Below are 25,359 nucleotides of genomic sequence, written 5' to 3'. Positions count from 1 at the left end.
ACACGGACGGGCACGTCCCCGAGGGGGAACGTGCCCGTCACCGTGGTACCGCTCCGAACCTAGACGAGGCCGAGCTGCTTGACGGTGTCGCGCTCCTCGACGAGCTCCTGCACCGAAGCGTCGATACGGCCGCGCGAGAACTCGTCGATCTCCAGGCCCTGGACGATCTCCCACTTGCCGTTCCTGGAGGTGACGGGGAACGAGGAGATGAGGCCCTCGGGGACGCCGTAGGAGCCGTCGGACGGGATGGCCGCCGAGGTCCAGTCGCCCTCGGGGGTGCCGTTCACCCAGTCGTACACGTGGTCGATGGCGGCGTTGGCGGCCGAGGCGGCCGAGGACGCGCCACGGGCCTCGATGATCGCGGCGCCGCGCTTGGCGACGGTCGGGATGAAGTCGTTCTCCAGCCAGGCCTGGTCACCGACGGCCTTGGCGGCGTTGGCGCCGTTGACCTCGGCGTTGAACAGGTCCGGGTACTGGGTGGCGGAGTGGTTGCCCCAGATCGTGAGCTTCTTGATGTCGTTGATCGACACGTCGAGCTTCTTGGCGAGCTGGGTCAGCGCGCGGTTGTGGTCCAGACGCGTCATCGCGGTGAAGCGCTCGGCCGGGACGTCCGGGGCGTGGCTCTGCGCGATGAGGGCGTTGGTGTTGGCCGGGTTGCCGACCACCAGGACGCGGATGTCGTCGGCGGCGCCGGCGTTGATGGCCTCGCCCTGGGGCTTGAAGATGCCGCCGTTGGCCTGGAGCAGGTCACCGCGCTCCATGCCCTTGCCACGCGGGCGGGCGCCGACCAGCAGGCCGACGTTGGCACCCTCGAACGCCTTGGTGGCGTCGTCGAAGATGTCGATGCCCTGGAGCAGCGGGAAGGCGCAGTCGTCGAGCTCCATCGCCGTGCCCTCGGCGGCCTTGACGGCCTGCGGGATCTCCAGCAGGCGCAGCTTCACCGGGGTGTCGGCGCCGAGCAGCTGGCCGGAGGCGATCCGGAACAGCAGTGCGTAGCCGATCTGACCGGCGGCGCCGGTGACGGTGACGTTGACGGGTGCGTTGGACATGCGTGAACTCTCCTGACGACGTTGTGCGACCCGCGATGTTACCAACGGGTTCGTGACGGCTCCGGTGCCGGGCCCAGGGGGTACGGCCAGGCGCGCGCCGCACCATCACACCCTAGACCGCCCCCCGGTGCCGCTCGCGACCAAGGTGCGCCCAAGCGCTTCGCGCGTCGTCACAGGTGCGGGCAAGCCTTGCGGAGCAACGGATTTCGGGCGAGGAAACGCCGGACGCATCCTGTTAGGATGACGTTTGCTGACGACGGAGGGCCGGTAGCTCAGTTGGTTAGAGCAGGGGACTCATAATCCCTGGGTCGCGGGTTCGAGTCCTGCCCGGCCTACCCCTTCCGAACATACGAAAAGCGCCGCCAGCCTGCACAGACAGGCCAGCGGCGCTTTCTTTCTCTTCCGGCCGTGTGCGGTCGGTTACGGCCCCGTCCCGGTGGCTCCGGGGAATGCGCGTTGAAGTTCCGCGCGCTCGAACCCGTCGAAACCGCCCTTCATGCGCGTGCGGGATTCCTCTTCACTCCCGCTCGTGATTCGGGCATAAAACCCAAGAAGGACATGAAGTCCGTGGCCAGCCCATTCCGCAGTCCGGTGTGGAGGGACACCACTGCTCCGGCTGGCGGACGCACCGACGCGGTGAGGTGTGCACCGTCCTGGTTCGCCCTAGAGAACCGCCCTCAAGTCCCGAAGCCCTTCAACCACCACAGGCCCGGCATCCTCGCCCACTGCTCCCGTTGGGCGGCGGAACGTTCCCGTGCACGCTGGTACCAGGCCTGGGCCTCCTCCTCCGGCAGGGGCGGCGGGTCGGGCAGGTAGGCCAGGTGGACGGTCTGGATCTGTTCCCGGGTCAGTGGACTGGACACCCCGGCCTGGGCCAGGCTCACGGCGGCGGCCACCAGTGCGTGGCCGCGCGGGTGGCCGCTCTCGGGGCCCTGTCACGTTCCCACTCCGCGACGCGGGTCCACCGGGGCGGCGACGGCCGGTCGCGACCGGCCGTCGCCTTCGCCCCGGACGAGGGTCAGTCGTCTCCGACCAGCCCCCGCACGAAGGCGCGGTGGTCGCGCAGGGTCACGCGCAGGGCCTCGGTGTCCCCGTCCGCGTCCTCCAGCGCGGTGCGCAGGGCCTCGCGGCGCGCCTCGATCTCCGCGATCACGGCGTCCGCCACCTCCGAGGCCAGGGTGTCCGCCGCGCGCACCGAACCCGGCGGGTCGTCCACGAACGCGCCCTGGGCCTCGTCCCAGCGTTCACGTACCTCGCCTGGGACCAGGCCACGGGGGTGCGGCCGCCAGCTCCGGGAGGGGTCGGGGGTCTTCCGGGGGCTGCCCTGCCGGGGCACTCTGACCTCGGCGGGCTCGGGGGTTTCCGACTGTTCCGTCGGAGCGGGGGGCTCCACGGGTCCGGGGTCGATCCGCTTCGCACCCGGACGGTGCCTGGGCCGTACTGGGCGATCCGCCATGTGTACCTCCCTCGTGTGCTTACTCCACCTGTGCGGTGCGGGTGGTCTCGGTGCCGAGCAGGGCCTCCACGAGGCCCCGGTAGGCGATCAGGGCCTCGCGCAGGTTCTCGGTGGCCGCCTGGTCGGCCTCCGCGAGGTGCCCGGCGGCCCCGGCGGCGCGGTACCGGGCGACCGCCCCGGGATGGTCCACGGACAGGTCCCGGGCCCGCCGCTCGAAGCTCGCGTCGTCGTGGACGCCGTCCTCCGCGACGGGACCGTCGGGGTATCCGAGGTCCCGCATGATGGTGTCGGTGAGTCTTCGGGCTCCCCGGACCGCTCCGACCGGGTCGTCGACGAACCCCTTCTGTACGTCGGTCCAGGCACGCGCGTAGTCCGAGCGTTCCTCCTCGGTGGGTGCGCGCAGATCCGTGCCCCGGCGCTGGCGCAGCCGTCCGGAGAGGTCCTGTTCGGCCCCCTCCCTGCCGCCGTACGCCTCCAGGGCCTGCTCGTACTCCGGGCCGAACCGCTCCCTGAGCCGCCGCGTGCGCAGGGCGGGGAGGACCGCCAGCCACGCGATGATCGCGGCTCCTCCGATGACGATGACCACGGCCGCGACGATGATGACGATCGTTCCGGTCTCCACGGGGGGTACCTCCTGACGAGCCTGTGCCCCCGGGTACCGGGCGCGAAACGCCACGTTCCGTGTTGGGGACGACTGGGGCCGCTCACGGCAGGTCCGGAACCCGATTGGTCCGATACGCCCTAGACTGGCCGCCGGTCGGAGGGGCACCGTGGCCCACGTCTCGGCAACCACCGCGCCGCGGGGACCGTCGAACACGTGTGGTGAACGGACGGAACCGGTGAGGAAGGCGTGCGGTGGACGGGGGGAGAACGGCGGTGTACGGCACGGACCGGCCCGCCACGGTCTGGGACCATGTCCTGAGGGTGGTCTCCGTCGGCACCGTGGCCGTCCTGCTGCTGGTCGCCTTCAACGCCAGCGTCTCCCGCGACGTCGCCATGCGGCCCGCCGAGGACCGTGACGAGTCCGGCGCGCTCCCGCTCTCCGAAGTCCTCGACGAGACCGGTGTCTCCCAGGACGGCACGGTGGGCTCCGCCGACCTCGACGGCGCGGGCAACAGCCTCTCCGCGCGCACCCTGGCGGCGGCGGGCTGGAACCCCGGGGAGGAGGTGGTCCTCCTGGACACGCCGCTCGAACTCCCCGCCTACGGCCCGGGCCGCCCCGACCACGTGACCGCCGACGGCCAGTCCGTGGCCCTGTCGGCCGAACCCGCCCGGTGGGACTCCCTCACCTTCCTGGCCACCGGCACCCGCACCGACGGCACCGGCGCCGACGTCCGGGGCGAGGGCCGCGTCGTCTACACGGACGGCACCACCCAGGACTTCCCGCTCTCCGTCCCCGACTGGGCGGCCGGTCCGGCCGGGGACTCCGCCCTGTCCCTGCCCTACGCCAACTCGGCCACGGGATTCGGGCAGGGCGCCATCGGGTCCGTCCGCCTCTACGCCCGCTCGGTACCGCTCGACCAGGGACGCGAGGTCGACCACGTCGTCCTGCCCACCGTCGCCGACGACGACGCCAGCCTGCACGTGTTCTCCCTGGGCGGGCGGGCCGCGCAGGCCTGGACCGGCACCTGGGCGCGGGCCGTCTCCGGGTACGCGTCGGTCGGCCCCTGGGAGGACCAGACGCTGCGGATGACCGTCCGCACGACCACCGGCGGACACCAGGCGCGCCTCCGGTTCGACAACACCTTCGCCTCCCGCCCGGTCGCTCTCGGGGCGGTCTCGGTCTCGTTGCGCGGCGAGGGCGCGGCCACCCATGGGGCGCCGGTCCCGCTGACCTTCGACGGGGCGCCCGGCGCGGTCATCCCCGCTGGGGGGAGACTGGTCACCGACCCCGTCGACATCCTCCTGCCACCGCAGACCGAACTCCTGGTCAGCGTCCACCTGCCCGAGCGGGTGACCGCCGCCCCCATCCACTACGCGTCGGTCGACACCAACTACACGAGCGTCCCCGGCAGCGGCGACCAGACCCTGGACCGCACGGGGGAACCCTTCACCGGCCTGGTGGAGCAGTGGCCCTTCCTCACGGGCGTCGAGGTGATGGACGGGCCCGGAGCTGTGGTGACCTACGGCGACTCCATCACCGACGGCCTGCGCTCCACCCGGGACGGACACGCGCGCTGGCCGGACGTGCTGAGCGCACGGCTGCACCGGAGTGAGGACCTGCCGAACCTGGGCGTTCTCAACCTCGGGGTGGCGGGCAACCGGATCACCTCGGACGGCTACCCGGGCGAGGGCGTGTCCACCTACGCCAGCGGTGTGAGCATGCTGCACCGGGCCCAGCGGGACGTGTTCGCGCAGAACGGAGTGGAGGCCCTGGTGCTCTTCGCCGGGATCAACGACCTGCGCTGGGGCGCCACCCCGGACGTGGTGGTCGCCGGGCTCGGACGGCTGGCCCTGACCGCCGAGGAGCACGGGGTGCGGGTGTTCGTGGCCACGCTCGCCCCGTGCGCGGGGGGTTCCCGGTGCACTCCGGAGGTGGAGCAGGCGCGCCAGCGGGTCAACGCGTACCTGCGCTCGGAGGCGGGGGACCCGGAATCGGTCTTCACCGGGGTGTGGGACTTCGACGCGGTGCTGCGGGACCCCGATGTCCCGGAGCGGATACGCCCGGAGTTCGACTCCGGCGACCACCTGCACCCCAACGACGCCGGGCTTCGGGCCGTCGCGGAGTCCGTGGACCTGTACGAGCTGGTCGGCGGCTGAGCCGACGCGGTCAGCGCGGACAGCGCAGATGGTGGTGGATCACCAGGTCCACGTACACGCCGCCGAGGTCGCTGAGGCTGAGCCCGGCCTCGGGGTCGTACCAGTGCAGGAGCGAGTCGAAGGTCTCCAGGACGCTGTCGGTGGCCCTGCCGGTGTCCCGTATCCGGAACTGGTCGGCGGTCACCCCGGCCACGATGATCTCGCGGACGTGCTCGCGGTAGGTCCGGTGCAGCGAGCTGATCTCCCGGTGCCGGACGGGGTGGATGGCGCGCAGGGTGGGCAGCAGTTCCTGGCTCAGTGCGATGGCGGAGCGGTGCCGCCAGCCGGAGTTCACGTGTCTGCGGACCAGGCTGGACATGCGTTCGGTGGGGGCGTTCCCGGGCGCGTCCGCGGCCAGCTGGCCGTTGACCCGCTCGCGGGTGGCGCGTAAGACCACCGCGTAGGAGAGGTCGAACCGGGTGGGGAAGGCACGCCTGAGGCACGCCGCGTCGGTGCGCGTCTCGGTGGCGATGAGCCGCGTCAGGTCGGACATGGCGATCCCGCGCGAACCGTGCTCGGCGAACAGCCGGGCCGCGCAGTCCAGGACGGGTGCCGTCGTGCGAAGTGCGTTCGGGGGGTGATCGGCCGTCATTCGTCGTTTCTCGTCGGTCGGTGTGCACCGCGGACGTCAGGGGGAGACAAGGATATCCGCGAACGGTCGACACACAGTGTGGAACGGAGGAATTGACCGGAGAAGATGTCATTCAGGGTGCGCGTGGTGTTGATGTTCCCGCCGTCACCGAGTGGGGGAGACGTCGTTCGTTCCCCCAGGTCGTCCCCTGGGACACGCGAATGGCGCACCGGATATTCCGGTGCCTTCCCGGAAGGGGACGGGAATTGTCGCCGTGCCGTTCCGTGCCGCGCGCACCATTGTTCACGGCGGCCCCGGTGCCGTTTCCTGGGCACGGCCCGAAGTCAGGGAAACGAGGTCGTCGACGCGATCGGTGGCGAGCGCGTCCACGCCCATTCCCATGAGTCGGGCCATCTCCGGGAACTCGTTCACGGTCCAGGCCACCACCCCGAAACCGTGCCGGTGGAGGTCGGCCACCCGCTCCCGGTCCACCAGGGAGAAGTGCATCCCCAGGAACGTCGGGCGCAGCGTGCGGGCCACCTCCTCCGGCGGCGGTCCGGGCTGTTCCCAGGCGAGCATCATCCGGGCGCCGGGGCTGCGGGCGCGCAGCGCCTGGAGCGTCTCCAACGGCCCGGTGAACAGCGCCAGGTCGCCGAACCCGTGTTCGCGCAGGACGGTGTCGGCGGCCAGCGCCGCCTGTGGAGAGGCCGCGTCGACCAGCAGCGGCGCGGTGTTCCCGCCGCCGAACTCCGCGATGACCTCCATGAGGGTGGGTATCCGGCGCTCCACGTCGTCCCTGGCGGAGGCGAGTTCGGCCAGAGTCAGGTCCGCGACCTGGCGCGGCGGGGAACCCGGGAGGGCCACGACACGTTCGTCCACCAGGACGGGATACCCGTCCGAGGTCAGGTGGACGTCGATCTTGACCAGGTCGGCTCCGGCACGCAGGGCCGAGCGCAGTGCCGGGAGCGTGTTCCCGGGGAATCGTGCGGTGTCTCCGCGTAGTGCGATGGACAACGTCATGGAGTCAAGAGTGGCAAAGACCCCGCGGTTACGTGGTGCAAACAGGAAAAACGCCCACCAAGGCGTCCCGGACCGCAGGCGGGGGGATCGCGCACGGGTCGTTCGCGCCCCGATTGCGAGCGGTCTCACGTCGTGGGGGCACGTCCTGGGTACGGCTACCTGGGAAACTTCGATAAGGGGTGTCGTATCCGAACGGCACCCGCAGGCCAGGCCCCCGAGTGTGAGGCGAACGATGATCCCGGACCAGCGGCGAGAGCACATCCTGAAGCTCCTCCAGGAGCGCCACGTGCTGAGTATCAACGAGCTCACGTCGATGCTGTCCGTGTCCCACATGACCGTGCGTCGCGACATCCAGGCCCTGGAGAACGACGGCAAGGTCCTGTCGGTCACCGGAGGCGTGCGGCTGGCGGCCCGGCTCAAGAGCGAACCCTCCTACCTGGCCAAGGCCCAGCTGGAGGTGCCCGCCAAGCGGGCGATCGCGCGCGCCGCCGCCGAGCTCGTACGCGAGAACTTCACCATCTACCTGGACGCGGGGACGACCACCCTCCAGATGGTGCCGCTGCTCACCGACAAGGTCGGGCTGACCGTCATCACCAGCGACTTCAACGTCGTCGGCCACCTGATGGAGTACCCCGGGATCGAACTGATCCACACCGGGGGCGTGGTGTCGCACTCCGACCACTCCTCCGTCGGACAGTTCACCGCCGACTTCCTGCGGCAGGTCAACGTGGACCTCGCGTTCATCGCGAGCAGCTCCTGGGACGCCGAGCGCGGCTCGACCACGCCCTCCGAGGCCAAGGTGATCGCCAAGCAGGAACTGCTGCGCATCGCCTCCAAGAGCGTCCTGGTGGTGGACAGCACCAAGTACGGGAAGTTCGGCACCTTCCGGGTGGCCCGCCTGGAGGAGTTCGACCTGATCGTCACCGACGACCGCCTGCCGCGTTCGGCGGTGGACGAGCTCGGTGAGCGCGACATCCGGCTCAAGACCGTCCCGAGCGAGTAGCGGCGCGCCCGGCCCCTCCGGGCCGGGCCGACTAGTCCTCGCCGGTGTCGGGGTCGGCGGGCACGAACAGGGCGAGCTCGGTGCCGTCGGGGTCCTGGAAGGCCAGGATGGACCCCTCCTCGGTGTGCGCGACCGGGGTGTGCTCCACGTCCATCCGGGTGAAGCGGTCCTCCCAGGCCTCCAGGACGCCGAGGTTGGCGGCGGCCAGCGTGAGGCGGCCCAGACCGCAGCGGCGGCTGTCGAAGCGTCCCTTGAAGTTGTCCCGTTGCTGGACGAGGGCGACGGTCAGCCCGTCTGGGAGGGGGAAGACGGTCGGGGGCGGCCCGTCGGTGTGCGCGGGGTGCTCCGGCCTCAGGCCCAGGACGGAGCGGTAGAAGCGCACGCTGACGTCGAGGTCGCGCACGGACAGGGTCACGCGGGCGATCCCGGCGATCGGAGGAGGCGGGGAGGCCTCGCGGCGGAGACTGGCGCGGGGGGACAGCGCCTTGAACAGATCGAGCACGATCGACAAGCCTACGCACACCTCGGGACCGCCGCCCGACGTCTTGACGCGCGCTTAACACCTTGCACGCTGGATACGGCGTCGTCGCAGGTCAGACCCCGGAACTGAGTCCCGTGTCCTTGGTCACGGGCGGTTCGGAGGCAGCTCCGTCCGGGGAGGCGGGACGCTCGTACCACCGGGCGCGCAGCACCAGCGTGGTCACCGCCAACGAGATCACCCCGCCCGCCGTGGCCAGCGCGAACGCGCCCTGGTGCCCGTAGGAGTCGGCGAGCGAGCCGGAGATCATCGAGCCCAGGGCCTGTCCCAGGATCAGGCTGCTCAGGATGATCGACATCGACTGCGAGAGGCGGCTGGGCGGGGCGGCGCGCTCGATCAGGCCGAACAGGCTCACCAGGTGCGGACCGATCGCGATGCCCAGGGCGAGGATGGTGACCGCGAGGGTCGCGGGACCGTGCTCCAGGTACAGCGGCAGGGTGAGCAGCGCGAGGCCGCCCGCCGCCACCCGGGTCCGCGCGGTCAGCGTGAAGCCCACCGGCAGCGAGGCCATCATCAGTCCCGCGAGGGCGCTGCTGGAGCCCATCACCGCGTACATCAGCCCGGACAGGTCGCCGTGCCCGGCGTTGTCCGCGAACGCCGTCACACCCGTCGACATCCCGCCGAAGAACAGCCCCTGGCAGAACATCGGCACGGCGAGCAGCAGCAGGGCGGGCCGGGTGATGCGCCCCTCGGCGCCGCGTACGGGTGCCGACCCGGGCGGGGCCGTGGGGTGCAGGGCGAAGACGGTGCCGAACACGCCGATCAGGACGGCCGCGCCGAGCACGCTCGCGGAGGGGGACAGGGTGAGGGTGAGGACACCGACCAGCGCCGGACCCAGGACGAACGAGGCCTCGTCCAGGACCCCCTCCACCGACATCACGGCGGACACCGAGCGCTCGCGCTCCAGCCCGCGGTCGGGGCCCTTGCGGATCAGCACCACCCAGCGGGTGCGGGCCATCGGCCCCACCTGGGGCATGCACAGACCGCCGACGGCCGCCAGCGCGACCAGCGCGGTCAGCGGGGCGTCCGCCGTGACGGCGGCCACCAGGGCACCGATGAGGGCGGCGTCCACGATCGCCATGACCAGGACGGGGACGCGCTGACCGTGGCGGTCCGCGAAGCGCGCGATGATCGGTCCGCCGATCGCCTCACCGAGCGCGAACGCCCCGGAGACCAGTCCGGCGGCGCCGACGCTGCCGGTGGTGCTGGTGACCAGGGTCAGGAGCCCGATCAGGGTCATGGACACGGGGAGCCGGGCCAGGAAGGTGGCGAGGAGCAGGGGCCAGCCCGCGATCCGGTGCATCCGTCGCAGGGTCTCCAGGGGTGACATTCAGCCTCGTTCTGTCTCGTGGTGCCGCGCCGTCGCCCTCGGCCGCAAACCATCCCATGATAGGTGGATCTCTCCAGGAGGAGGACGAACCCTGACTTTCGTGGGTGCCCCGAGACCGGTACCCCTGTGTAGGTTCACCAGCATGGACTTCGACCCGCGCCGGTTCCCGGCACCCGGACGGCCCACCCGGGGCGCCCTCGCGCGCGACCTCCTGCTGTGGCTCGGGACCTCTCTCGTCCTGCTGGCCGAGGCCTACGCCCTCACGGTCGCCGGGTACGAACCCGCCCTGCCCGTCCTGGTGCTGGTGGCCCTGGCGGGGGTGGTGGTCGTGCTCAGCCGCACCCACCCCCTGCTGGCCCCGTGCGTGGCCGTGTTCGTGTGCACGTGGTCCCAGGCCTTCACGGTCCTCCTGGTGTGCGCGGCCTACCTGGCCGGACGCCGGTCCGCACGGATCGGGCCCGCGGTGGCGCTCTTCGCGGGCCTCTGCCTGGCCATGGCGGTGCTCGTGCTCAACTACGTGGACGAGACCCCCGGACTGTGGGTCACCGCCGGGTCCACCCTGGTGTTCTGCACGGCACTGCCCTGGCTGGTGGGCGTCTACCGACGCCAGCACAGGGAACTGGGCCAGGCGGGCTGGGAGCACGCCCGTCAGCTGGAGCTCGAACAGCGGCTCACCGCCGACCGGGCCAGGCTGCGCGAACGCGCCCGGATCGCCCAGGACATGCACGATTCGCTGGGCCACGACCTCAGCCTGATCGCGCTGCGCGCCGGGGCCCTGGAGGTCGCGCCGGACCTGGCCGAGCACCACCGCGAGGAGGTCGCCCGGCTGCGCGCCGGCGCGGTGGAGGCCACCGCCGGACTGCGCGAGATCATCGGCGTCCTGCGCCCCGGCACCGGAGCCGGACCCGCCCCCACCGCCCCGGCCGGCGAGGACGTCCCGGCGCTGGTCGCACGGGCCCGTGACTCGGGGGTGGACGTCACCCTGGTCAGTGCGGGACCACTCGACGCGCTCCCGCCGATGGTGGACCGCGCCGTGCACCGGGTGGTGCAGGAGTCCCTGACCAACGCCACCAAGTACGCGCCCGGCGCCCCCGTCGAGGTGCGGCTGACCGCCGACGACACCCGGGTGGAGGCGTGCGTCACCAACCGCCCACCGGACGAGCCGGGCCAGGAACCGTGCTCCGGCGGCGGGCACGGCCTCACCGGGCTGGGGGAGCGGGTGCGGTTGGCACGCGGGGCGCTGACCACGGGTCCCCACGAGGGCGGCTGGCGGGTGCGCGCCATCCTTCCGCTGGACGGCGCCGAGGTGGTGGAGGGCGAGGTGATCGACCAGCTCCACAGGGCGGCCCGCAGACGCGTCCAGCCGTGGACCCTGGCCCTGGTGGCCGCCCCCGTGGCCGTGGTCGTCCTCGTGGTCGCCACGGTCTACTACGTCCTCGCCGAGAGCCTCGCGGACAGCACCCTCCCACCGGAGGAGTTCGCGGCGGTCTCCGTGGGCGCGCACCGCGAGGACCTTCCCCTCCCGGCCCAGCCGATGCGGATCACGGAGGCGCACCTGGCGGAGTTCGGTTCCGCCGACCCCGCCTGCGAGCAGTACCGAAGCTCGGCGGGGATGTTCGACGACGACGTGGACTTCTACCAGCTGTGCTTCGAGGACGGGGCGCTGGTGACCAAGGAGAGACTGACGAGATGAGCCGTGGGACGCCGCGACCGGGACCGGAGATGGGGAGACTGTGATCAGGGTGCTGCTCGCCGACGACGAGGCGATGATCCGCGCGGGTGTACGGGCGATCCTGCGGAGCGATCCGGGGATCGAGGTCGTCGCGGAGGCCGCCGACGGACGCCAGGCGGTGGAGCTGGTGCTCTCCCACCGCCCCGACGTCGTCCTCCTGGACATCCGCATGCCGCGCATGGACGGGCTCGCGGCCTGCGCCGAGATCCTGCGGGTGGCCCCCGGCACCAGGGTCGTCGTCCTGACGACCTTCGGGGAGGACGCCTACATCTCCCAGGCGCTCGGGGACGGCGCCAGCGGGTTCCTGCTCAAGGCGGGGGACCCCCGTGAGCTCATCGCCGGGGTGCACGCGGTCGCGGAAGGCGGCGCCTACCTGTCGCCTCGGGTGGCCCGGCAGGTGATCGAGCGGTTCGGCGGAGGCAGAGCGGCGAAGGAGGCCGCCGCGGCGGCACGCCTGGCCGACCTCACCGACCGCGAGAGGGAGGTGCTCGCCCTGGTCGGCGCGGGCCTGTCCAACGCCGACATCGCGGAACGCCTCTTCCTCGTGGAGGGCACGGTCAAGAGCTACGTGAGCGCCATCCTCAGCCGCCTGGGCATGCGGAACCGGGTCCAGGCGGCCGTCCTCGCCTACGAGGCCGGGCTGGTCGAGGACGCCGCGCGCTGACCTTTTGGGCCGGGGCCCCGGCGGGAAGACTGGTGGCATGAGCTCCGAGGACCGTTTCCACCCCCTGCGGCAGGAGGACGCCGTCCTCCTCGCCGCGTCCTGGCGCCAGCTCGCCGGTGAGGACTGCGAGGCGCGCGCCGTGGGGGACGAACTCCTCGGCCGCTGGAGCGAGGACCACCGCCGCTACCACACCCTCTCCCACCTGTGGAGCACGCTGCGGGCCGTGGACGTGCTCCAGGAGGAGGCCCGCGACGTTGACGCCGTGCGGTACGCGGTCTGGTTCCACGACGCCGTGTACGAGGGCAACCCCGGCCACGACGAGGACCAGAGCGAGGCCCTGGCGCACCGTCTGCTCGCGCTCCTGGGGAAGGACCCGGTGCTGATCTCCGAGGTGGTGCGGCTGGTGGGTGTCACCAGGGACCACCGGCCCGAGCCGGGGGACGCCAACGGCGCGGTGCTCTCCGACGCCGACCTGTCCACCCTGGCCGGGGCCCCGGAGAAGTACCTGGCCTACACCTCGGCGGTCCGCGCCGAGTACTGGCGCTACCCCGACCGGGTGTTCCGGGCCGGACGGCTGCGGGTCCTGCGTTCGCTGCTGGAGAGCCCGCACCTGTTCCACACGGAGTTCGGTCGGGCGCACTGGGAGCCCCGGGCCCGGTCCAACATGCTGGCCGAGGTGGACCGGCTCAGCCGCGAGCTCTCGGAGGAGCCTGCCCCGACCCGCCGCGCTTGGGGCGGCGCAGTCCCGCCGCCCGCAGACGGGTGACCAGTTCACGGCCGCTGACGAGCTCGGCCCCCAGCTCCAGAGCACGCGGGTGCAGGTGCTCGGGGACGTCGTAGTGGTCCCTCTCGAAGGCCCGTGCGGGGACCCCCAGCTCTCGCGCGAAGGAATGCAGTTCCTCGAAGGAGCTGTCGCTCACCAGGTGGGCGAAGCGCCACCCACGGGGGCCCGGCCAGACGGGGCTGTCGATCAGTACACTCACCGGTCAACCCTAGACGCGCGGCCCCGTGCTCTTCACGGCCTGTTCGCTGACCCCCGCCATCTGGCTTGCTGTCGACCGCGTCCGAGGGCCACGGAGGTGAGAACCGAGGAGAGCCCGTCATCGCAGGACGTTCACCGTGGGCCCCGCAAGCTCGGGGGAGGCCGACTCTCGTTAGTCCCCGCGCCGCTCCTCACCTGTGAGACCCGCGCACGCGGCTCTGGTCGCGCCGGGTCTCCTTCTCCGTGAGACCCGCTTCTCCGTGAGACCCGCGTACCCGGGGATGGGCCGGGGGTCCTCACCCACATCGCCCGGATCCACTCGTGAGCCCAGCGGTCGCGGGGATGGACGGCGTGGCAGCCGGACGGGCCCCGACGGACCTCGGTGAGCCCCGCACCTGCGGGGGAGGGCTGGCGGGTGCGGGGTTGGCCGTCAGCGGGTCTGGGGCGCGGTGACGGCGCGCCAGGGGACCGGGCTCGACAGGATCATGGTGCTGGAGGGACGGCCGTGCTCCGCGAGCTGGTCGATGACCTCCTCGAAGTGCTCCATGGAGCGCACCGCGATGAGCAGCACACAGCAGGCGTCGCCGGTGACCCGGTGCACCTGGAGGATCTCCGGCAGCTCCAGGGAGGACTGCTCGCGCAACAGGCAGTGGGCGCCGAAACACTCCATACGTACGAGCGCGGTGACCGGGAGACCGGCGGCGGCCGGGTCCACGTGGGCGTGGTAGCCGGTGATCACCCCCCGGTCGGTCAGACGGCGGACCCGGTCCGCGACGGCGGGCGCGGAGAGGTTCACCCGCCGGGACAGCTCGTTGAAGGACAGGCGCCCGTCCCGTTGGAGCTCGTCGAGGATGCGCTGGTCAACGCTGTCCAGTGGGGTTTCCAGTCGTGAGGCCATACTTCACGTTCCCAAGGCCGATGTCGGATTCCTGTTACGAATGCTAGGTCAGTGCCCGACTTGCGTGGTCGACGTCCCTTCCTTATCGGGGTCAATTGTTCGAGTATGTGAGTTCACGTACACGCAGGTTCGTGAGACCACCGCAGTCACGCAGTACACGAGGGGTACACCCGATGCTCTCCACCACGTCCGCCCAGCAGTGCCCCTACGCCCCGACTGGCGTCGGCGCGGCCGAGGCCCGCGCCACGAAGGCGGAGAGCAACGAAGGCAAGCCCACCCTGAGCTTCGACAGGAACACGCCCTACGCCGACTACCTGGGTGTGGACACCCTGCTCGGTCTCCAGAACCCGCGCACCAAGGAGCCCGCCGAGTCGGCCTTCATCATCGGCACCCAGGTGATGGAGCTCCTGTTCACCCTCGTCCAGGAGCGCTGGGAGGCGGCCCGGGACGCGCTGGAGGTGGACGATGTCCCCGGCGCCGTGGCCTGGCTGCGCAGCGCCTGCAACGCCCAGGACGTGCTCAACAGCACCTGGGGCCTGTTCGGGGACATGACGCCCACCCAGTTCAACCGGTTCCGGGACGCCTTCGGTGAGGCCTCCGGCTTCCAGTCCTACAGCTACCGCAAGCTGGAGTTCGTCCTCGGCCACAAGTCCGCCGCCATGATCCGCCCGCACAAGGCCATGACCGGTGTCGTCGACGACCTCACCGCCCTGATCGAGCGCCCCAGCCTGTACGACGCCGCGCTGCGCCTGCTGCACCGCCGGGGCCTGCCCGTACCGGACGCCCGCGCCGAGCGGGACTGGAGCGAGGACTACGAGCCCTCCCCCGAGGTCGAGGCCGCCTGGATCGAGGTCTACGCCGACGACCGCCCCGGGAACGACCTGTACCTGTTGGCCGAGGCGCTGGTGGACGTCGCGGAGCGGGTGACACGATGGCGTCAGCTCCACCTGGTCGCGGTCAAGCGCACGATGGGCGGCAAACCGGGCAGCGGCGGATCCAACGGTCTCAACTGGCTGGCCCGCAACGCCGAGAAGGACGTCTTCCCGGAACTGTGGTCCCTGCGCAGCACCATCTAGACCAGGACACCACGGCACTAGGAAGCAGGACCCGATGACGCCCATCTCCCGTGAGGAGTGCGCCGCCCTGGACGCGGCCGACCCCCTCGCCCCCCTCCGCGAGGAGTTCGTCCTCCCCGAAGGGGTGATCTACCTCGACGGCAACTCGCTGGGCGCCCTGCCGCGCTCCACCCCCGCCCGGGTCGCCGACATGATCGAGCGCGAGTGGGGCCAGAACCTCATCCGCAGCTGGAACGACGCGGGCTGGTGGGACAAGCCGCGCACCCTCGGCGCCAAGGTCGCCCCGCTGGTCGGGGCCGGTGCCGACGAGGTGGTCGTCGGTGACGGCACCTCCGCCAACCTCTTCAAGACCCTGGTCACGGCCCTGCGCCTGTCCGACCGCACGGTGGTGCTGGGGGAGTCGGGCAACTTCCCGACCGACCTGTACGTCACCGAGGGCGCGGTCGGTCTCGCCGGGGCCGAACAGCGCCGTGTGGACCCCGACGGCCCCGAATTGGCCGAGGCCCTGTCCCGTGGCGACGTGGCCGTCCTGCTGCTGAGCCACGTGGACTACCGCAGCGGGGTGCTGCGTGACATGGCCGGGATCACCCGCCTGGCGCACGAGCACGGCGCCCTCGTGATCTGGGACCTCTGCCACAGCGTGGGCGCGGTGCCCATCGACCTGTCCGGGAACGACGTGGACTTCGCGGTGGGGTGCACGTACAAGTACCTCAACGCGGGCCCCGGCGCCCCCGCGTTCCTGTACGCGGCCCGCCGCCACCACGCGGCCTCGGACCAGCCGCTCAGCGGATGGCACGGGCACGCCCGGCCCTTCGACTTCGCCCCCGACTACGAGCCGGCCACGGGAGTCTCGCGCTTCCTCAGCGGATCGCAGCCCCTGGTGGCGGACGCGGCCCTGGAGGCGGGGCTGGACGTGTGGGCCAAGGCCGACCTGTCCCGGGTCCGGGCCAAGAGCCTGGCCATGACCGACCTGTTCCTGGCCAGGGCCGCCTCGGTGGGGCTGGCCTCGATCACCCCGGCGGAGCACGACCGGCGCGGCAGCCAGGTCTCCCTCGTCCAGCCGGAGGAGGGCGCCGGGTACCCGATCGTGCAGGCGCTGATCGAGCGCGGTGTGATCGGGGACTTCCGGGCCCCCGACGTCATGCGCTTCGGCTTCACGCCGCTCTACCTGCGCCACGTGGACGTGTACGACGCCGCGACGGCACTGGTGGAGGTCGTGGAGTCCGGCGAGTGGCGGGCCGAACGGTTCAACCAGAGGTCACAGGTCACCTGACCGACACGTACTCCCCGGTGGGGCAACCTACCGGGGAGTTCTTTGTGTCCACGGGGCCTCGGGCGCCTTCCGGTGACCCTCCCCAGTGCCGGGATGGCCCGGTCTTTGCCATGGCGGAGATGCCACGCCGACTCCCCGGCGGTCCGCTTCTTCGTGACCTTTCGACGTGTCCGTGGCCCTTTGAGAGGGTTTGGTCCACCCCGTGCCGGTACTTTCTGGTTTATGACGACGGCCACTCATAGAGCCGTCCGAGACGCCCCCTTGGGCCCGGGATCCCCTGCGGTTAGGGCAATCCTGTGACCTGCGGGTTCTCCGAGAAGGACGTCGTTTCGTGTTCGTCGAAACACGCCCTGTCATTTTACCCGGAATCCTTCGGCACTTTGCCAAAGCCTGGGTTAGTGTCCTTCGTGACCGGTTCGTTATGGACCTTTAGCGATCCGGTGCCGAGCCCTTGACCGGCCTGCGAGCCGGAAGGGAAATCGAGACCTCTTCATCTCTCTCGGGAACGAGCAGCGCGAATCCACGCGCAGCTGTCCGGCGGAGCCGATCCGGCCCCCCGTTCCCACCCCGCCACTCGCCGCCAGCGACGCGGGGCGCGCCATGGCATGACACCAGTCCGGAACACGGACCCTTTCCGTCCGTGTGCCCCGACGCGCCATGGCCCGGTCTTCTCGGCTTCTGTCGTCAACCTGGCTATCACACATGAGCAACGACACTCCCATTCAGTACGGCGAAGTCACCGCGACCTATTTCTGGGACGACGGTTCCGGCATCAACGGAGACACCGGGATGCCCGCCGGAGGCGAGCCCATGCAGAAGGGGCTGTTCTCCAGCCCCAGCTGGCCGCTGGGCACCGAGGGATTCATCGTCCACGAGGGCGAGGAGTACGAGTTCTTCATCGGTGACCGTGGTCCCGGCGTTCCCTCTGAGAACTGCGACGTCCTCCTGGACATCGACGGCAAGACCTTCGCCGACATGATGGGCGAGAGCTTCGACGAGAACTCGCTCGTCGTCAGCGGCGGCAACGGTCACGCTGAGGTCGAGTACTTCATCACCAAGTGGGGCGACGGGAACGGCACCGAGGGTGCTCCCCACCCGTTCAACCAGTCCGGCAACAAGTGCGAGAACGCGGTCTCCGACATCCCCGCCAAGTACCTCCCCGAGGAGAAGGCGGAGAAGGAGGAGAAGAAGGACGAGGAGAAGAAGGAGGAGAAGAAGGAGGAGCCCAAGGACGCCTCCGACGAGACCTCCGAGGAGGAGCAGCAGGACGAGGCTCCCGCCGCCGCCGAGCAGGAGGACCAGGACCCCGGCGTCACCGCCGAGACCGCGGCCAACGACCTGTCCGGCTTCGGGCTGACGGGCGCCGAGGGTACTCCCTCCGCCGCCGGTCTGCTCACCCTGGCGATCATCCCCGCGATCCTCATCGCGATGTTCTTCGCCTGGACCCGCCGTCCGTCCGGTGCCCACGCCGGTGCCGAGGACGAGGGCGGCAAGGGTCTGATGGCTGAGAGCGACGGCCGCCACGGCATCGCCACGCTGTTCGACAAGCTGCTCGGACGCTAGCTCCGACACGACCACCCCCGGACCCACCCCGGTCATCCGTGACCACGGGAGTCCGACAGCCAGGTGTTCCTTCTGGCGGGGGGAAACAATGAGACTCCCGTAGGGCGCTGACCCTCGGAGAGTGGGTAGGCCAGGGGCCGCGATCGACGATCGCGGCCCCTGTGCTGTGCGCACCCCGTTGCCGAATATACCCCCAGTGGGTATGTTCGGGGCGCTGGCCGAGCCACGGCACGCACACGGACGGAGGGGGCGCCATGCCTGTCGACGGGTACGCGGAGTACGGCTACGAAGGGGTGCGCGAGGTCTTCCGGGAACTGGTGGACGACGGCCGGGAGACCGGAGCGGGGCTCTCGGTGTGGCGGGACGGCCGCGAGGTGGTCCGGCTGAGCGGTGGCTGGGTCGACACCGAACGCCGCCGCCCCTGGGGCCACGACACCCTGGTCCAGCCCTACTCGGTCTCCAAGCCCTTCGCCGCGCTGGCCGCCCTGGTCGCGACCGGTGGGGGAGTGCTCGACCTGGACACGCCCGTCGCCCGCCACTGGAAGGAGTACGGGGTCGCGGGCAAGGAACACACCACCCTGCGCCACGTGCTCACCCACAGCGCGGGGCTGCCCCGCTTTCCCCCGACCGCAGCGGCGTCGGACCCCCTCGACGACGCCGGGCTCCGGGCCGCCCTCGCGGACACGGAGCCCGAGTACGCCCCCGGCACCCGGATGGGTGAGCACGCGCTGACCCATGGACACCTGATCGACGGCGTCCTGCGCGCGGCGGCCGGGACCACCCTCGGCGCGGCCTTCAACGAGGTGGTCAGACCCGCCCTGGGGCTGGACGCGTGGTTCGGGGTGCCCGAACACGCGCTCGCCCGCGTCGCGGACATCGAGTACGCGCACCCGGACTGGCCCCGGGCCCAGCCCGCCGCCGACTGGCTCTCCGTCCCGGACGGGCCCCTGGACCCCGCCGTGGTCAACTCCGACGCCTGGCGCGGGTCCGTGTTCGGCGCGGTCAACCTGCACGCGAGCGCCACCGGTCTGGCCGGTTTCCTGGACGGGATCACGGACGGGGACGGTCCGCTGCGCGCGCTCCTCGGGCGCGAGGCACACGAGGAGTACCTCGCCCCCCAGGCCACCGGGTACGACGAGGTCTTCGGCACGGAGCTCACCTGGACCCTGGGGTTCCTGCGGGACGACGCCAAGATCGCCAAGGGCGGGATCGGGGGATCGGCCGTGTGGAGGTCCCTGTGCCACGGCCACTCCTGCGCCTACCTCACCCGGAGACTCGACGACCACTCCAGGGCGGCCGCGATCGCCGCTGCCCTGGGCGACGACCTCTCCGTGGCGCCCGTGCGCTCCGGCCGCCCCTGAACGGTCGGCGCCCTCCGAGCCCCGGAAGGCGGGACACCGCCCGGGGCCGTCCGGAGACGAGGGGAGGTGGGGCGGGCCTCCGGTCACCGTTGACGCGGAGGGCCCGCCCGTCCCGTGGACACGGCGGCGTGTGGGCCGCGTGCCCTCACCCGTGCCGGGACCCCCGGGACGGCACCCGAACCCGCGTCGTTCCGGCGGCGCCGTTGCCGCCCGCGGATGCGGAGCCCTCCCGTGTGTCCGGCGCGGTGGTCCCTAGGGGGCCGAACCCCGCGGGTACGCGGCGGTTCCGGCCCGCTGGCCGCAGCGGTGGCCGACGACCGCGGCGCGGTGGGGTCCGGTGGGAGCCGCGTGGTCGGGCCCGGAGAACGGGGGGAGCTCCTGACGTCGGCCGTGCCGGTCCACCGAGCACACCGGCCCCCGCGAGGACGGAGGAGGAACCGGACGAGGCCGATCATCGGTGCGCTTCATGTCTTGAATATGAGGCGAATCACCCCATATTGTCGATGCCTCCGGGGTGATGCTGGACGAACTGCTCGGTAGGACGCCCGTCATCGCACATCATCTAACGTGTCCACGACGCGGACGGTATGAGGTAAGACACATGGCCGTGCAGCTGGACGACACCGACCGCCGGATCATCGCGCTCCTGTGCGACGACGGCCGCATGTCGATCCGTGCCGTCGCAGAGAACGCGCACATCTCGCGGGCCAACGCCTACTCCCGTCTCGAACGCCTGCGCGACGAGGGCGTGATCAGGGGCTTCACCGCCGTCATCGACCCCGAGAAGTACGGCACCGCGCTGTCCGCCTACGTCTCCGTGCGGATCGAGCAGCACTCCTGGGAGAGGTTTCGCGGCTATCTGCGCGACATCCCCGAGGTCGACCACGCGGCACTGGTCTCCGGTGACGTCGACCTCCTGCTCCTCGTCAGGGTGGCCGACGCCGCCGCCCTGCGCACCTTCGTCCTGGAGCGGCTCCAGCGCCTGCCCGAGGTGAAGAGCACCCAGACCATGTTCATCCTGGACGAGCCCCACCTCCAGTAGGAGGAGGACCTCCGGTCGCGGTGAATAGGGTCCATTTCACCCAGGACCGGACCTTGTTCGGTCGGGGCCACTTGGAAGAATGGACCCATGCCCGAGTACCGCGTCATCGACGCCTTCACCGACCGGCCCCTCGCGGGTAACCCCGCCGCAGTCCTCGTGCTGGACGACGTCTACCCCGACGCCTGGGCGCAGGGGATCGCCGCCGAGTTCAACCTCTCGGAGACCGCCTTCGCGCGCCGGATCGAGGCCCCCGACGCCGACTTCGAGCTGCGCTGGTTCACCCCGGTCACCGAGATCGACCTGTGCGGACACGCCACCCTCGCCACCGCGCACGCCCTCACCGAACTCGGCGTGGAGGGACCGATCCGCTTCAGCACCCGCAGCGGCGTGCTCACCGTCCGGAACCGGGACGGCAAGCTCTGGATGGACTTCCCCGCCCGCCCCGCCACCGCCACCGAGGCCCCCGAGGGCCTGGCCGAGGCCCTGGGCGCCGAACCCCTGTGGACCGGGATCGGCGGCAACAACGACCTCCTCGTCGAGTTGGCCGACGCCGCCACCGTCCGTGCGCTGGACCCCGACCCCACCGCCATCCGGGCCCTGCCTGCCCGCATGGTGATCGCCACCGCCCCCGGTGACGGCGGATACGACACGGTCTCCCGGTGCTTCGCTCCGTCCATGGGCGTCCCCGAGGACCCGGTCACCGGAGCCGCCCACACCGTGATCGCGCCGTTCTGGGCCGAGCGGCTCGGCCGGACCGAGTTCCTGGCCCGCCAGGCCTCCAGGCGCGGTGGTGACCTGCACCTGCGCCTGGACGGCGACCGCGTGCTCATCGGGGGCGACGCCGTCACCGTCGCCACCGGCGACCTGAACCTGTAGAGGAGATCCCCATGGAGCAGTGGGCCACCAGGGAAGAGATCAACGCCGCGCGCGAGAGGCTCGAAGCCGGCCACCCCGGCTGGCGGCGCCCGGCGGCCTACGGGGTCGGCGTGCACCAGGACGGCCGGACGGTCTTCGGGCTGACCAACGTCGGCACGAGCCCCCTGCCCGCCGTCGTCCTGGCCATCGTGTGCGGACACACCTCGGGTACCGCCACCCACGAACTCACACCCGCGCGCCTCACAGCGGCCGCCGACGCCCTGGCTCCGGCGGCGGCGTGCACCGAGCTGCGGCACCCCAACCTGGTCGAGTGGCGACGGCTGCTCAAGGAGATCGAGGAGAGGGGCGGGCGGCCCGTGGCGGTGTTCGTCGGAGACCTGGCCGAGGACCCCGTGGACCCGCACGACCGGGCGTTCCGGGCGGCTATCGCCTGATACACACCACCGGGTGGGAAGCCGATCCCGTCGAATTCCCGGTTTTCCCCGTGCGGCCACCCCTGGTCCGGTAAGAATAGTTCCACGACACCCCCCACCCCCCTCCGTGGAGGTGTCGGGACGGCGGCCCGACCGGAGCACCCCTTGATTCCGGACGGGCCGCGTCCTCCCCGCCGATCGGTGCCGGTCCCCCTCCAGCCCGGTCGGCGTCCTCTGGCGGTCGGGCCGAGAACCCCGTACCCGGCTCGACCCCAGAGGCCGGGAGGCCTCAGGGGACGTCGACGCCGGGCGAGTCCAGCATCCGGGGGAACAGCGCCTCGATCTCCGCGAGACCCATCCGGTTGATCCGGTCCTTGGCCGCCTGGGCCCGGGCCGTCGTGGGCAGGTCACCGGAGAGCAGCCGGGGCAGCAGCAGCCGCCGGACCAGGAGCTCGCGCTCGGAGACCCCCTGCGGGCGGCGCACCACCGAGACGTTCACCCGGACCGCGTGTTCGTTCCCCGGCACGGCTCCCGGCCGGTCCGTCTCGACCGCCGCGTAGCGGAACCCGTGCGCGAGTTCGCACGGCCCGCACCCCACCGGCCCCCGGCTCGACGGGTATCCGCACTCCGCGCACACCAGTCGGTCCAGCGCCGCGTCCACCACCCGCCAGTCGTACCGGTCCGGTTCCCCGACGACCAGCGCGGCCACCTCGGGCCCGTCCTCCAGCCCCTCACGGAGGAGGAACGCCTCCCACTCCTCCTCCAGGACCGCGTCCACCAGCCCCCGGCACCGAGCACAGTCCGGAGCCCCGCTGTACTCGGGCCCGGGGCACTCCGGGCACGCCCTCAGGGCGTCCCCCACAGCAGGGCGCACGGGCCTCACCTCCGGGACCATTCAATCCGCCCGGGTCCCCGCGCCTCCACCCCTTTTCCGGGAGGGCCCCGGCTGTTCGCACTCCGGAGTCCGTCACCTGGGCGGTGTCACGAGGACCCGACCAGGGCGTGGATGTGGTCGGCGGCGTTCCTGGCGCCGTCGACGCCGGTCAGGCGGCTCTGGAGCTCCCCGGCACGGGAGCGCAGGCGGGGGTCGCGGAGCAGGGTCTCCAGGGCACGGCGGAGCCGTTCCCCCTGGGCCTGGTGGGGAGGGAGGCCCACGGCGTTGCCGAAGCGCACGCATTCGTCGACGTTCCAGCGCTGTTCCATCTGGAGGCCGATGCCGAGGAACGGTTTTCCCGAGGCCACGGCGGTCTGGACGGTGCCCTCGCCGCCGTGGATGACGGAGGCGTCGATGAGGTCCCCGAGCCGGTGGGCGGGGAGCAGGTCGAACACGTGCACGTGGGGGCCGAGGCGCTCGCGGTCGCCGGGCTCCAGGTAGCGGGCGACCGGGGCGATCACCGTGACGGGCAGGCGGGAGAGCTCGTGGAGGACCCGCAGGACGATGTCGCGGTGACCCGAGCTCCCCATCGCGCAGTAGACGACGCGTCGGTCGGCCCCACGGGCGGTGTCCGCCAGGTGCCGTACCTCCGGGGGCACCTCGTGGGGCAGCCGGGCGTAGACGGGTCCGACCCAGCGGTAGTGGGGCGGGAGCAGGTAGGGGCGCGGCTGGCCGGAGATCGAGGCGACCAGGTTGAGGTCGCCGTCCAGGGCCTCCACGGTACGGCGGGGGAGCCGCACCCCGTTCTCGCGGGCGACCTGGGAGAAGCCCCGGGGTTTGAGGGTGGTGTACCGGGCGGCCTCGCGCAGGAGGACGGCGGCGCCGGTGTTGACCATCCGGGACAGGCGGCCGTCCCCCTGGAGGAGCGGCACCGATCCGGTCTGGCGCAGGTGCGGCCACGAGTAGGCGAACGGTCTGACGTAGACCAGGGGGACTCCGCTGGCGCGCGCGGAGATCATCTGGCTGAGCGTGGTGCCGATGACCGTGGCGGACGGCCGGAGCACCTTGTTCAGGGCCAGTTCGCTCTGGACCCGGGCCCGGACCAGCTCCGTGGTGAAGGGGTGGCTCACGCCGCGTCCCTGGTCGAAGCGGACCAGCTGGTCGGCCTGTTCGTCGGTGAGCCCGGGGGAGAGCGGGTGGTACTCGAACCCCTCGTCCTCGATCAGCCGCGCGTACCGCTCGGAGTATCCGGCGAACACGCACTCGTGCCGGTCCCTGAGCTGCCGCGCGACCTCGATCGCCCGTGTCGTCTCAGCGAGGTTGAAGGTTTCCGGTGCGAACAGGACCGTGCTCATGGTGCGGACTCCTCGGGAGAGGGGGGCTCATCGCAACCTAGCGGCAGGGGGAGGCGCCGGGCAAAGGGCGGTCGGGGAGGGTGTCGTGCGTCACTTCGGCTTGCCACGGGAGTTCCCCGGAAAGAAACTGGGACGGGCGTCCCAATTGTTTGGGGCGCAACGAACCACGAGGGGACCACCATGCCCAATCCGTACGCCCGGATCTTCGCCGTGCCGGGGACGCGGGGCTTCACCGTCGCCGGGATCATCGGCCGCATGCCCGTGGCCATGACCAACGTCGGCGTCATCACCATGCTCGCCGCCACCCACGGCAGCTACGCGCTGGCCGGAGCCGTCGCCGCCACCTTCACCCTGTCCATGGCCCTCATCACCCCCCAGGTCTCCCGGCTGGCCGACCGTCACGGCCAGCGCCGCGTCCTGCCCCCGGCCGCCGCCGTCAGCGTGGCCTCCCTGCTGCTGATGCTGCTCTGCGTCCAGGTGGAGGCCCCGGTGTGGACGCTGTTCGCCTGCGCCGTGCCCAGCGGGGCCATGCCGAGCATGTCCGCGATGGCCCGTGCCCGCTGGACCGGGATCCACCGGGGCACGCCCCTGCTGCACACCGCCTACTCCTTCGAGTCAGTGGCCGACGAGCTCACCTTCATCACCGGCCCGGCGCTGTCCGTGGCCCTCAGCACCATGGTGTTCGCGCAGGCCGGACCCCTCGCGGCGGCCGCCTTCCTCGCCGTGGGCGTGAGCCTGTTCGTCGCCCAGCGCGGCACCGAACCGCCGGTCCGCGAACCGGAACCCGCCACGGAACGGGGGCCGCGCGGGCTCGGGGCGCGCGTCGTGGTGCTGGTGCTGGTCCTGGCCGCCGGTGGGGTGATCGTCGGTGCGGTCGACGTGGTGGCGGTGGCCTTCGCGGAGGACCTCGGCGTCCCCGGGGCGACCGGGATCGTGCTCTCCGCCTACGCCCTCGGCTCCGCGGTCTCCGGCCTGGCCTTCGGAGCCCTGAACCCGCCCTGGAGCGCCCACGCCACGCTGGTGCTGGCGGTGGCCGGAACCGCGCTCACCACGCTGCCCCTGCTCCTGGTCGGCGGGATCGCCGCGCTGGCCGTGTCGGTCTTCGCGGCGGGGGTCTTCTTCGCCCCGACCATGATCCTGGTGATGACCCTGATCGAACGCTCCGTCCCGCCCGCCCGCCTCACGGAGGGGATGACCTGGGCCCTGACCGGACTCACCGTGGGAACGGCGGTCGGAACCCTCACGGCCGGGCTCACCGTGGAGTCCTCCGGCACCACCGGCGGCTTCCTCGTGGCGGTGGTCGCGGGCCTGACCGCCCTGACCGTCACGGTCGCGGGCACGCCACTGCTGCGCGGAGCCGCCGCGACACGGCACGAGACGGAGGCTCCGCTACCCTCGGCGCAGGAACCGAGGAGGACACCTGAAACAGACGGACGGGCGCCGCGCCAAGGGTGAGCTGCGCCGGAAGGCCCTGATCGAAGCCA

The 25,359-nt window shown here is 71.7% G+C and carries 25 protein-coding genes and 1 tRNA gene; 14 read left to right on the top strand and 12 right to left on the bottom strand.

The genetic code is table 11. The annotated features are described in order from the left end of the window. Positions 1 to 59: 59 nt before the first annotated feature. Positions 60 to 1,049 (bottom strand): malate dehydrogenase, encoded by a 990-nt coding sequence (locus tag AC0VYM_RS20930; RefSeq protein WP_475454737.1) that lies wholly within the window; start codon positions 1,047 to 1,049, stop codon positions 60 to 62. A gap of 261 nt (positions 1,050 to 1,310) precedes the next feature. Between AC0VYM_RS20930 and AC0VYM_RS20925 the strand changes: the two genes are divergently transcribed. Beyond that, positions 1,311 to 1,384, top strand: a tRNA-Ile gene (locus AC0VYM_RS20925). 342 nt (positions 1,385 to 1,726) lie between these two features. Here the strand turns inward: AC0VYM_RS20925 and AC0VYM_RS20920 are convergent. From AC0VYM_RS20920 to AC0VYM_RS20910, 3 genes are all read right to left on the bottom strand, one after another. Beyond that, entirely contained in the window at positions 1,727 to 1,945 is a 219-nt protein-coding gene (locus tag AC0VYM_RS20920; RefSeq protein ID WP_475454735.1) for a hypothetical protein, read from the bottom strand. A 122-nt stretch (positions 1,946 to 2,067) separates the two neighbouring features. Next, positions 2,068 to 2,505 carry a hypothetical protein gene (locus AC0VYM_RS20915; protein ID WP_475454733.1) on the bottom strand — a complete coding sequence of 146 codons (438 nt, stop codon included), beginning with the start codon at positions 2,503 to 2,505 and terminating at the stop codon, positions 2,068 to 2,070. Between the two features lie 19 nt (positions 2,506 to 2,524). Beyond that, a complete protein-coding gene (locus AC0VYM_RS20910) occupies positions 2,525 to 3,127 on the bottom strand; it encodes a hypothetical protein (protein ID WP_475454731.1) in 603 nt (200 codons plus the stop codon). Between the two features lie 254 nt (positions 3,128 to 3,381). Between AC0VYM_RS20910 and AC0VYM_RS20905 the strand changes: the two genes are divergently transcribed. Further along, positions 3,382 to 5,265, top strand: a complete 1,884-nt coding sequence (locus AC0VYM_RS20905; protein WP_475454730.1) for a GDSL-type esterase/lipase family protein — start codon at positions 3,382 to 3,384, stop codon at positions 5,263 to 5,265. 10 nt (positions 5,266 to 5,275) lie between these two features. Here AC0VYM_RS20905 and AC0VYM_RS20900 read toward each other — a convergent pair whose 3' ends face one another. Further along, entirely contained in the window at positions 5,276 to 5,896 is a 621-nt protein-coding gene (locus tag AC0VYM_RS20900; protein ID WP_475454728.1) for a TetR-type transcription factor C-terminal domain-containing protein, read from the bottom strand. 282 nt (positions 5,897 to 6,178) lie between these two features. Further along, positions 6,179 to 6,895 (bottom strand): glycerophosphodiester phosphodiesterase, encoded by a 717-nt coding sequence (locus tag AC0VYM_RS20895; RefSeq protein ID WP_475454726.1) that lies wholly within the window; start codon positions 6,893 to 6,895, stop codon positions 6,179 to 6,181. A 232-nt stretch (positions 6,896 to 7,127) separates the two neighbouring features. Here AC0VYM_RS20895 and AC0VYM_RS20890 point away from each other — a divergent pair, with 232 nt between their 5' ends. Beyond that, the gene (locus AC0VYM_RS20890) at positions 7,128 to 7,898 is read left to right on the top strand and encodes a DeoR/GlpR family DNA-binding transcription regulator (protein ID WP_352387749.1); all 771 of its coding nucleotides are present in this window, start codon (positions 7,128 to 7,130) and stop codon (positions 7,896 to 7,898) included. 31 nt (positions 7,899 to 7,929) lie between these two features. Here AC0VYM_RS20890 and AC0VYM_RS20885 read toward each other — a convergent pair whose 3' ends face one another. Beyond that, a complete protein-coding gene (locus AC0VYM_RS20885; protein WP_475454724.1) occupies positions 7,930 to 8,409 on the bottom strand; it encodes a VOC family protein in 480 nt (159 codons plus the stop codon). A gap of 82 nt (positions 8,410 to 8,491) precedes the next feature. Then, positions 8,492 to 9,766 (bottom strand): MFS transporter, encoded by a 1,275-nt coding sequence (locus AC0VYM_RS20880; RefSeq protein WP_475454722.1) that lies wholly within the window; start codon positions 9,764 to 9,766, stop codon positions 8,492 to 8,494. Between the two features lie 142 nt (positions 9,767 to 9,908). Between AC0VYM_RS20880 and AC0VYM_RS20875 the strand changes: the two genes are divergently transcribed. From AC0VYM_RS20875 to AC0VYM_RS20865, 3 genes are read left to right on the top strand one after another with little or no spacing between them, the layout of a single operon-like run. Further along, on the top strand, positions 9,909 to 11,459 hold the full coding sequence (locus AC0VYM_RS20875; protein WP_475454720.1) for a sensor histidine kinase: 1,551 nt from the start codon (positions 9,909 to 9,911) through the stop codon (positions 11,457 to 11,459). Positions 11,460 to 11,499: 40 nt separating this feature from the next. Then, positions 11,500 to 12,162, top strand: a complete 663-nt coding sequence (locus AC0VYM_RS20870; protein ID WP_475454718.1) for a response regulator transcription factor — start codon at positions 11,500 to 11,502, stop codon at positions 12,160 to 12,162. A gap of 37 nt (positions 12,163 to 12,199) precedes the next feature. Beyond that, positions 12,200 to 12,928 carry an HD domain-containing protein gene (locus AC0VYM_RS20865; RefSeq protein ID WP_475454716.1) on the top strand — a complete coding sequence of 243 codons (729 nt, stop codon included), beginning with the start codon at positions 12,200 to 12,202 and terminating at the stop codon, positions 12,926 to 12,928. Here AC0VYM_RS20865 and AC0VYM_RS20860 read toward each other — a convergent pair. Beyond that, complete coding sequence (locus AC0VYM_RS20860; RefSeq protein WP_475454714.1) at positions 12,849 to 13,145, bottom strand: DUF4031 domain-containing protein; 297 nt, start codon at positions 13,143 to 13,145, stop codon at positions 12,849 to 12,851. The genes AC0VYM_RS20865 and AC0VYM_RS20860 overlap by 80 nt on opposite strands. A 429-nt stretch (positions 13,146 to 13,574) precedes the next feature. Then, positions 13,575 to 14,042 (bottom strand): Lrp/AsnC family transcriptional regulator, encoded by a 468-nt coding sequence (locus AC0VYM_RS20855; RefSeq protein WP_475454712.1) that lies wholly within the window; start codon positions 14,040 to 14,042, stop codon positions 13,575 to 13,577. Between the two features lie 173 nt (positions 14,043 to 14,215). Between AC0VYM_RS20855 and AC0VYM_RS20850 the strand changes: the two genes are divergently transcribed. The 7 genes from AC0VYM_RS20850 (at position 14,216) to AC0VYM_RS20820 (ending at position 21,667) form a co-directional block, all read left to right on the top strand. Beyond that, the gene (locus tag AC0VYM_RS20850; protein WP_475454710.1) at positions 14,216 to 15,118 is read left to right on the top strand and encodes a tryptophan 2,3-dioxygenase; all 903 of its coding nucleotides are present in this window, start codon (positions 14,216 to 14,218) and stop codon (positions 15,116 to 15,118) included. Positions 15,119 to 15,152: 34 nt separating this feature from the next. Beyond that, the gene (gene kynU / locus AC0VYM_RS20845; RefSeq protein ID WP_475454708.1) at positions 15,153 to 16,391 is read left to right on the top strand and encodes a kynureninase; all 1,239 of its coding nucleotides are present in this window, start codon (positions 15,153 to 15,155) and stop codon (positions 16,389 to 16,391) included. A 702-nt stretch (positions 16,392 to 17,093) separates the two neighbouring features. Continuing rightward, on the top strand, positions 17,094 to 17,954 hold the full coding sequence (locus AC0VYM_RS20840; protein WP_475454706.1) for a hypothetical protein: 861 nt from the start codon (positions 17,094 to 17,096) through the stop codon (positions 17,952 to 17,954). A 254-nt stretch (positions 17,955 to 18,208) separates the two neighbouring features. Then, positions 18,209 to 19,315, top strand: a complete 1,107-nt coding sequence (locus AC0VYM_RS20835) for a serine hydrolase domain-containing protein (protein WP_475454704.1) — start codon at positions 18,209 to 18,211, stop codon at positions 19,313 to 19,315. 601 nt (positions 19,316 to 19,916) lie between these two features. Then, positions 19,917 to 20,357, top strand: coding sequence for an Lrp/AsnC family transcriptional regulator (locus tag AC0VYM_RS20830; RefSeq protein WP_378741206.1), 441 nt, complete (start codon positions 19,917 to 19,919; stop codon positions 20,355 to 20,357). 87 nt (positions 20,358 to 20,444) lie between these two features. Further along, on the top strand, positions 20,445 to 21,233 hold the full coding sequence (locus tag AC0VYM_RS20825) for a PhzF family phenazine biosynthesis protein (protein WP_475454702.1): 789 nt from the start codon (positions 20,445 to 20,447) through the stop codon (positions 21,231 to 21,233). 11 nt (positions 21,234 to 21,244) lie between these two features. Further along, positions 21,245 to 21,667, top strand: coding sequence for a hypothetical protein (locus AC0VYM_RS20820; protein ID WP_475454700.1), 423 nt, complete (start codon positions 21,245 to 21,247; stop codon positions 21,665 to 21,667). Positions 21,668 to 21,935: 268 nt separating this feature from the next. On the opposite strand, the gene AC0VYM_RS20815 is transcribed toward AC0VYM_RS20820, so the two are convergent. Together AC0VYM_RS20815 and AC0VYM_RS20810 are read right to left on the bottom strand one after the other, a co-directional pair. Continuing rightward, positions 21,936 to 22,520: a hypothetical protein gene (locus tag AC0VYM_RS20815; RefSeq protein WP_475454697.1), complete on the bottom strand. Its 585-nt coding sequence runs from the start codon at positions 22,518 to 22,520 to the stop codon at positions 21,936 to 21,938. A 107-nt stretch (positions 22,521 to 22,627) separates the two neighbouring features. Then, the gene (locus AC0VYM_RS20810) at positions 22,628 to 23,875 is read right to left on the bottom strand and encodes a nucleotide disphospho-sugar-binding domain-containing protein (protein WP_475454696.1); all 1,248 of its coding nucleotides are present in this window, start codon (positions 23,873 to 23,875) and stop codon (positions 22,628 to 22,630) included. A gap of 180 nt (positions 23,876 to 24,055) precedes the next feature. Here AC0VYM_RS20810 and AC0VYM_RS20805 point away from each other — a divergent pair, with 180 nt between their 5' ends. Further along, on the top strand, positions 24,056 to 25,330 hold the full coding sequence (locus AC0VYM_RS20805) for an MFS transporter (RefSeq protein ID WP_475454694.1): 1,275 nt from the start codon (positions 24,056 to 24,058) through the stop codon (positions 25,328 to 25,330). The last annotated feature ends 29 nt before the right edge of the window (positions 25,331 to 25,359 follow it).

This window comes from Nocardiopsis sp. iso_237, assembly GCF_056173345.1.
Note: the sequence above shows the minus strand (reverse complement) of the source record. Positions and strands in the feature narration are given on the sequence as shown.

What these genes read in the sequence shown, in the direction of transcription:
- AC0VYM_RS20820 (WP_475454700.1), top strand. Translation starts at nt 21,245, where the DNA reads ATGGAGCAGTGGGCCACCAGGGAAGAGATCAACGCCGCGCGCGAGAGG.
- AC0VYM_RS20865 (WP_475454716.1), top strand. Translation starts at nt 12,200, where the DNA reads ATGAGCTCCGAGGACCGTTTCCACCCCCTGCGGCAGGAGGACGCCGTC.
- kynU (WP_475454708.1), top strand. Translation starts at nt 15,153, where the DNA reads ATGACGCCCATCTCCCGTGAGGAGTGCGCCGCCCTGGACGCGGCCGAC.
- AC0VYM_RS20850 (WP_475454710.1), top strand. Translation starts at nt 14,216, where the DNA reads ATGCTCTCCACCACGTCCGCCCAGCAGTGCCCCTACGCCCCGACTGGC.
- AC0VYM_RS20810 (WP_475454696.1), bottom strand. Translation starts at nt 23,875, where the DNA reads ATGAGCACGGTCCTGTTCGCACCGGAAACCTTCAACCTCGCTGAGACG.
- AC0VYM_RS20875 (WP_475454720.1), top strand. Translation starts at nt 9,909, where the DNA reads ATGGACTTCGACCCGCGCCGGTTCCCGGCACCCGGACGGCCCACCCGG.
- AC0VYM_RS20900 (WP_475454728.1), bottom strand. Translation starts at nt 5,896, where the DNA reads ATGACGGCCGATCACCCCCCGAACGCACTTCGCACGACGGCACCCGTC.
- AC0VYM_RS20895 (WP_475454726.1), bottom strand. Translation starts at nt 6,895, where the DNA reads ATGACGTTGTCCATCGCACTACGCGGAGACACCGCACGATTCCCCGGG.
- AC0VYM_RS20915 (WP_475454733.1), bottom strand. Translation starts at nt 2,505, where the DNA reads ATGGCGGATCGCCCAGTACGGCCCAGGCACCGTCCGGGTGCGAAGCGG.
- AC0VYM_RS20825 (WP_475454702.1), top strand. Translation starts at nt 20,445, where the DNA reads ATGCCCGAGTACCGCGTCATCGACGCCTTCACCGACCGGCCCCTCGCG.
- AC0VYM_RS20830 (WP_378741206.1), top strand. Translation starts at nt 19,917, where the DNA reads ATGGCCGTGCAGCTGGACGACACCGACCGCCGGATCATCGCGCTCCTG.
- AC0VYM_RS20855 (WP_475454712.1), bottom strand. Translation starts at nt 14,042, where the DNA reads ATGGCCTCACGACTGGAAACCCCACTGGACAGCGTTGACCAGCGCATC.
- AC0VYM_RS20805 (WP_475454694.1), top strand. Translation starts at nt 24,056, where the DNA reads ATGCCCAATCCGTACGCCCGGATCTTCGCCGTGCCGGGGACGCGGGGC.
- AC0VYM_RS20890 (WP_352387749.1), top strand. Translation starts at nt 7,128, where the DNA reads ATGATCCCGGACCAGCGGCGAGAGCACATCCTGAAGCTCCTCCAGGAG.
- AC0VYM_RS20880 (WP_475454722.1), bottom strand. Translation starts at nt 9,766, where the DNA reads ATGTCACCCCTGGAGACCCTGCGACGGATGCACCGGATCGCGGGCTGG.
- AC0VYM_RS20930 (WP_475454737.1), bottom strand. Translation starts at nt 1,049, where the DNA reads ATGTCCAACGCACCCGTCAACGTCACCGTCACCGGCGCCGCCGGTCAG.
- AC0VYM_RS20840 (WP_475454706.1), top strand. Translation starts at nt 17,094, where the DNA reads ATGAGCAACGACACTCCCATTCAGTACGGCGAAGTCACCGCGACCTAT.
- AC0VYM_RS20835 (WP_475454704.1), top strand. Translation starts at nt 18,209, where the DNA reads ATGCCTGTCGACGGGTACGCGGAGTACGGCTACGAAGGGGTGCGCGAG.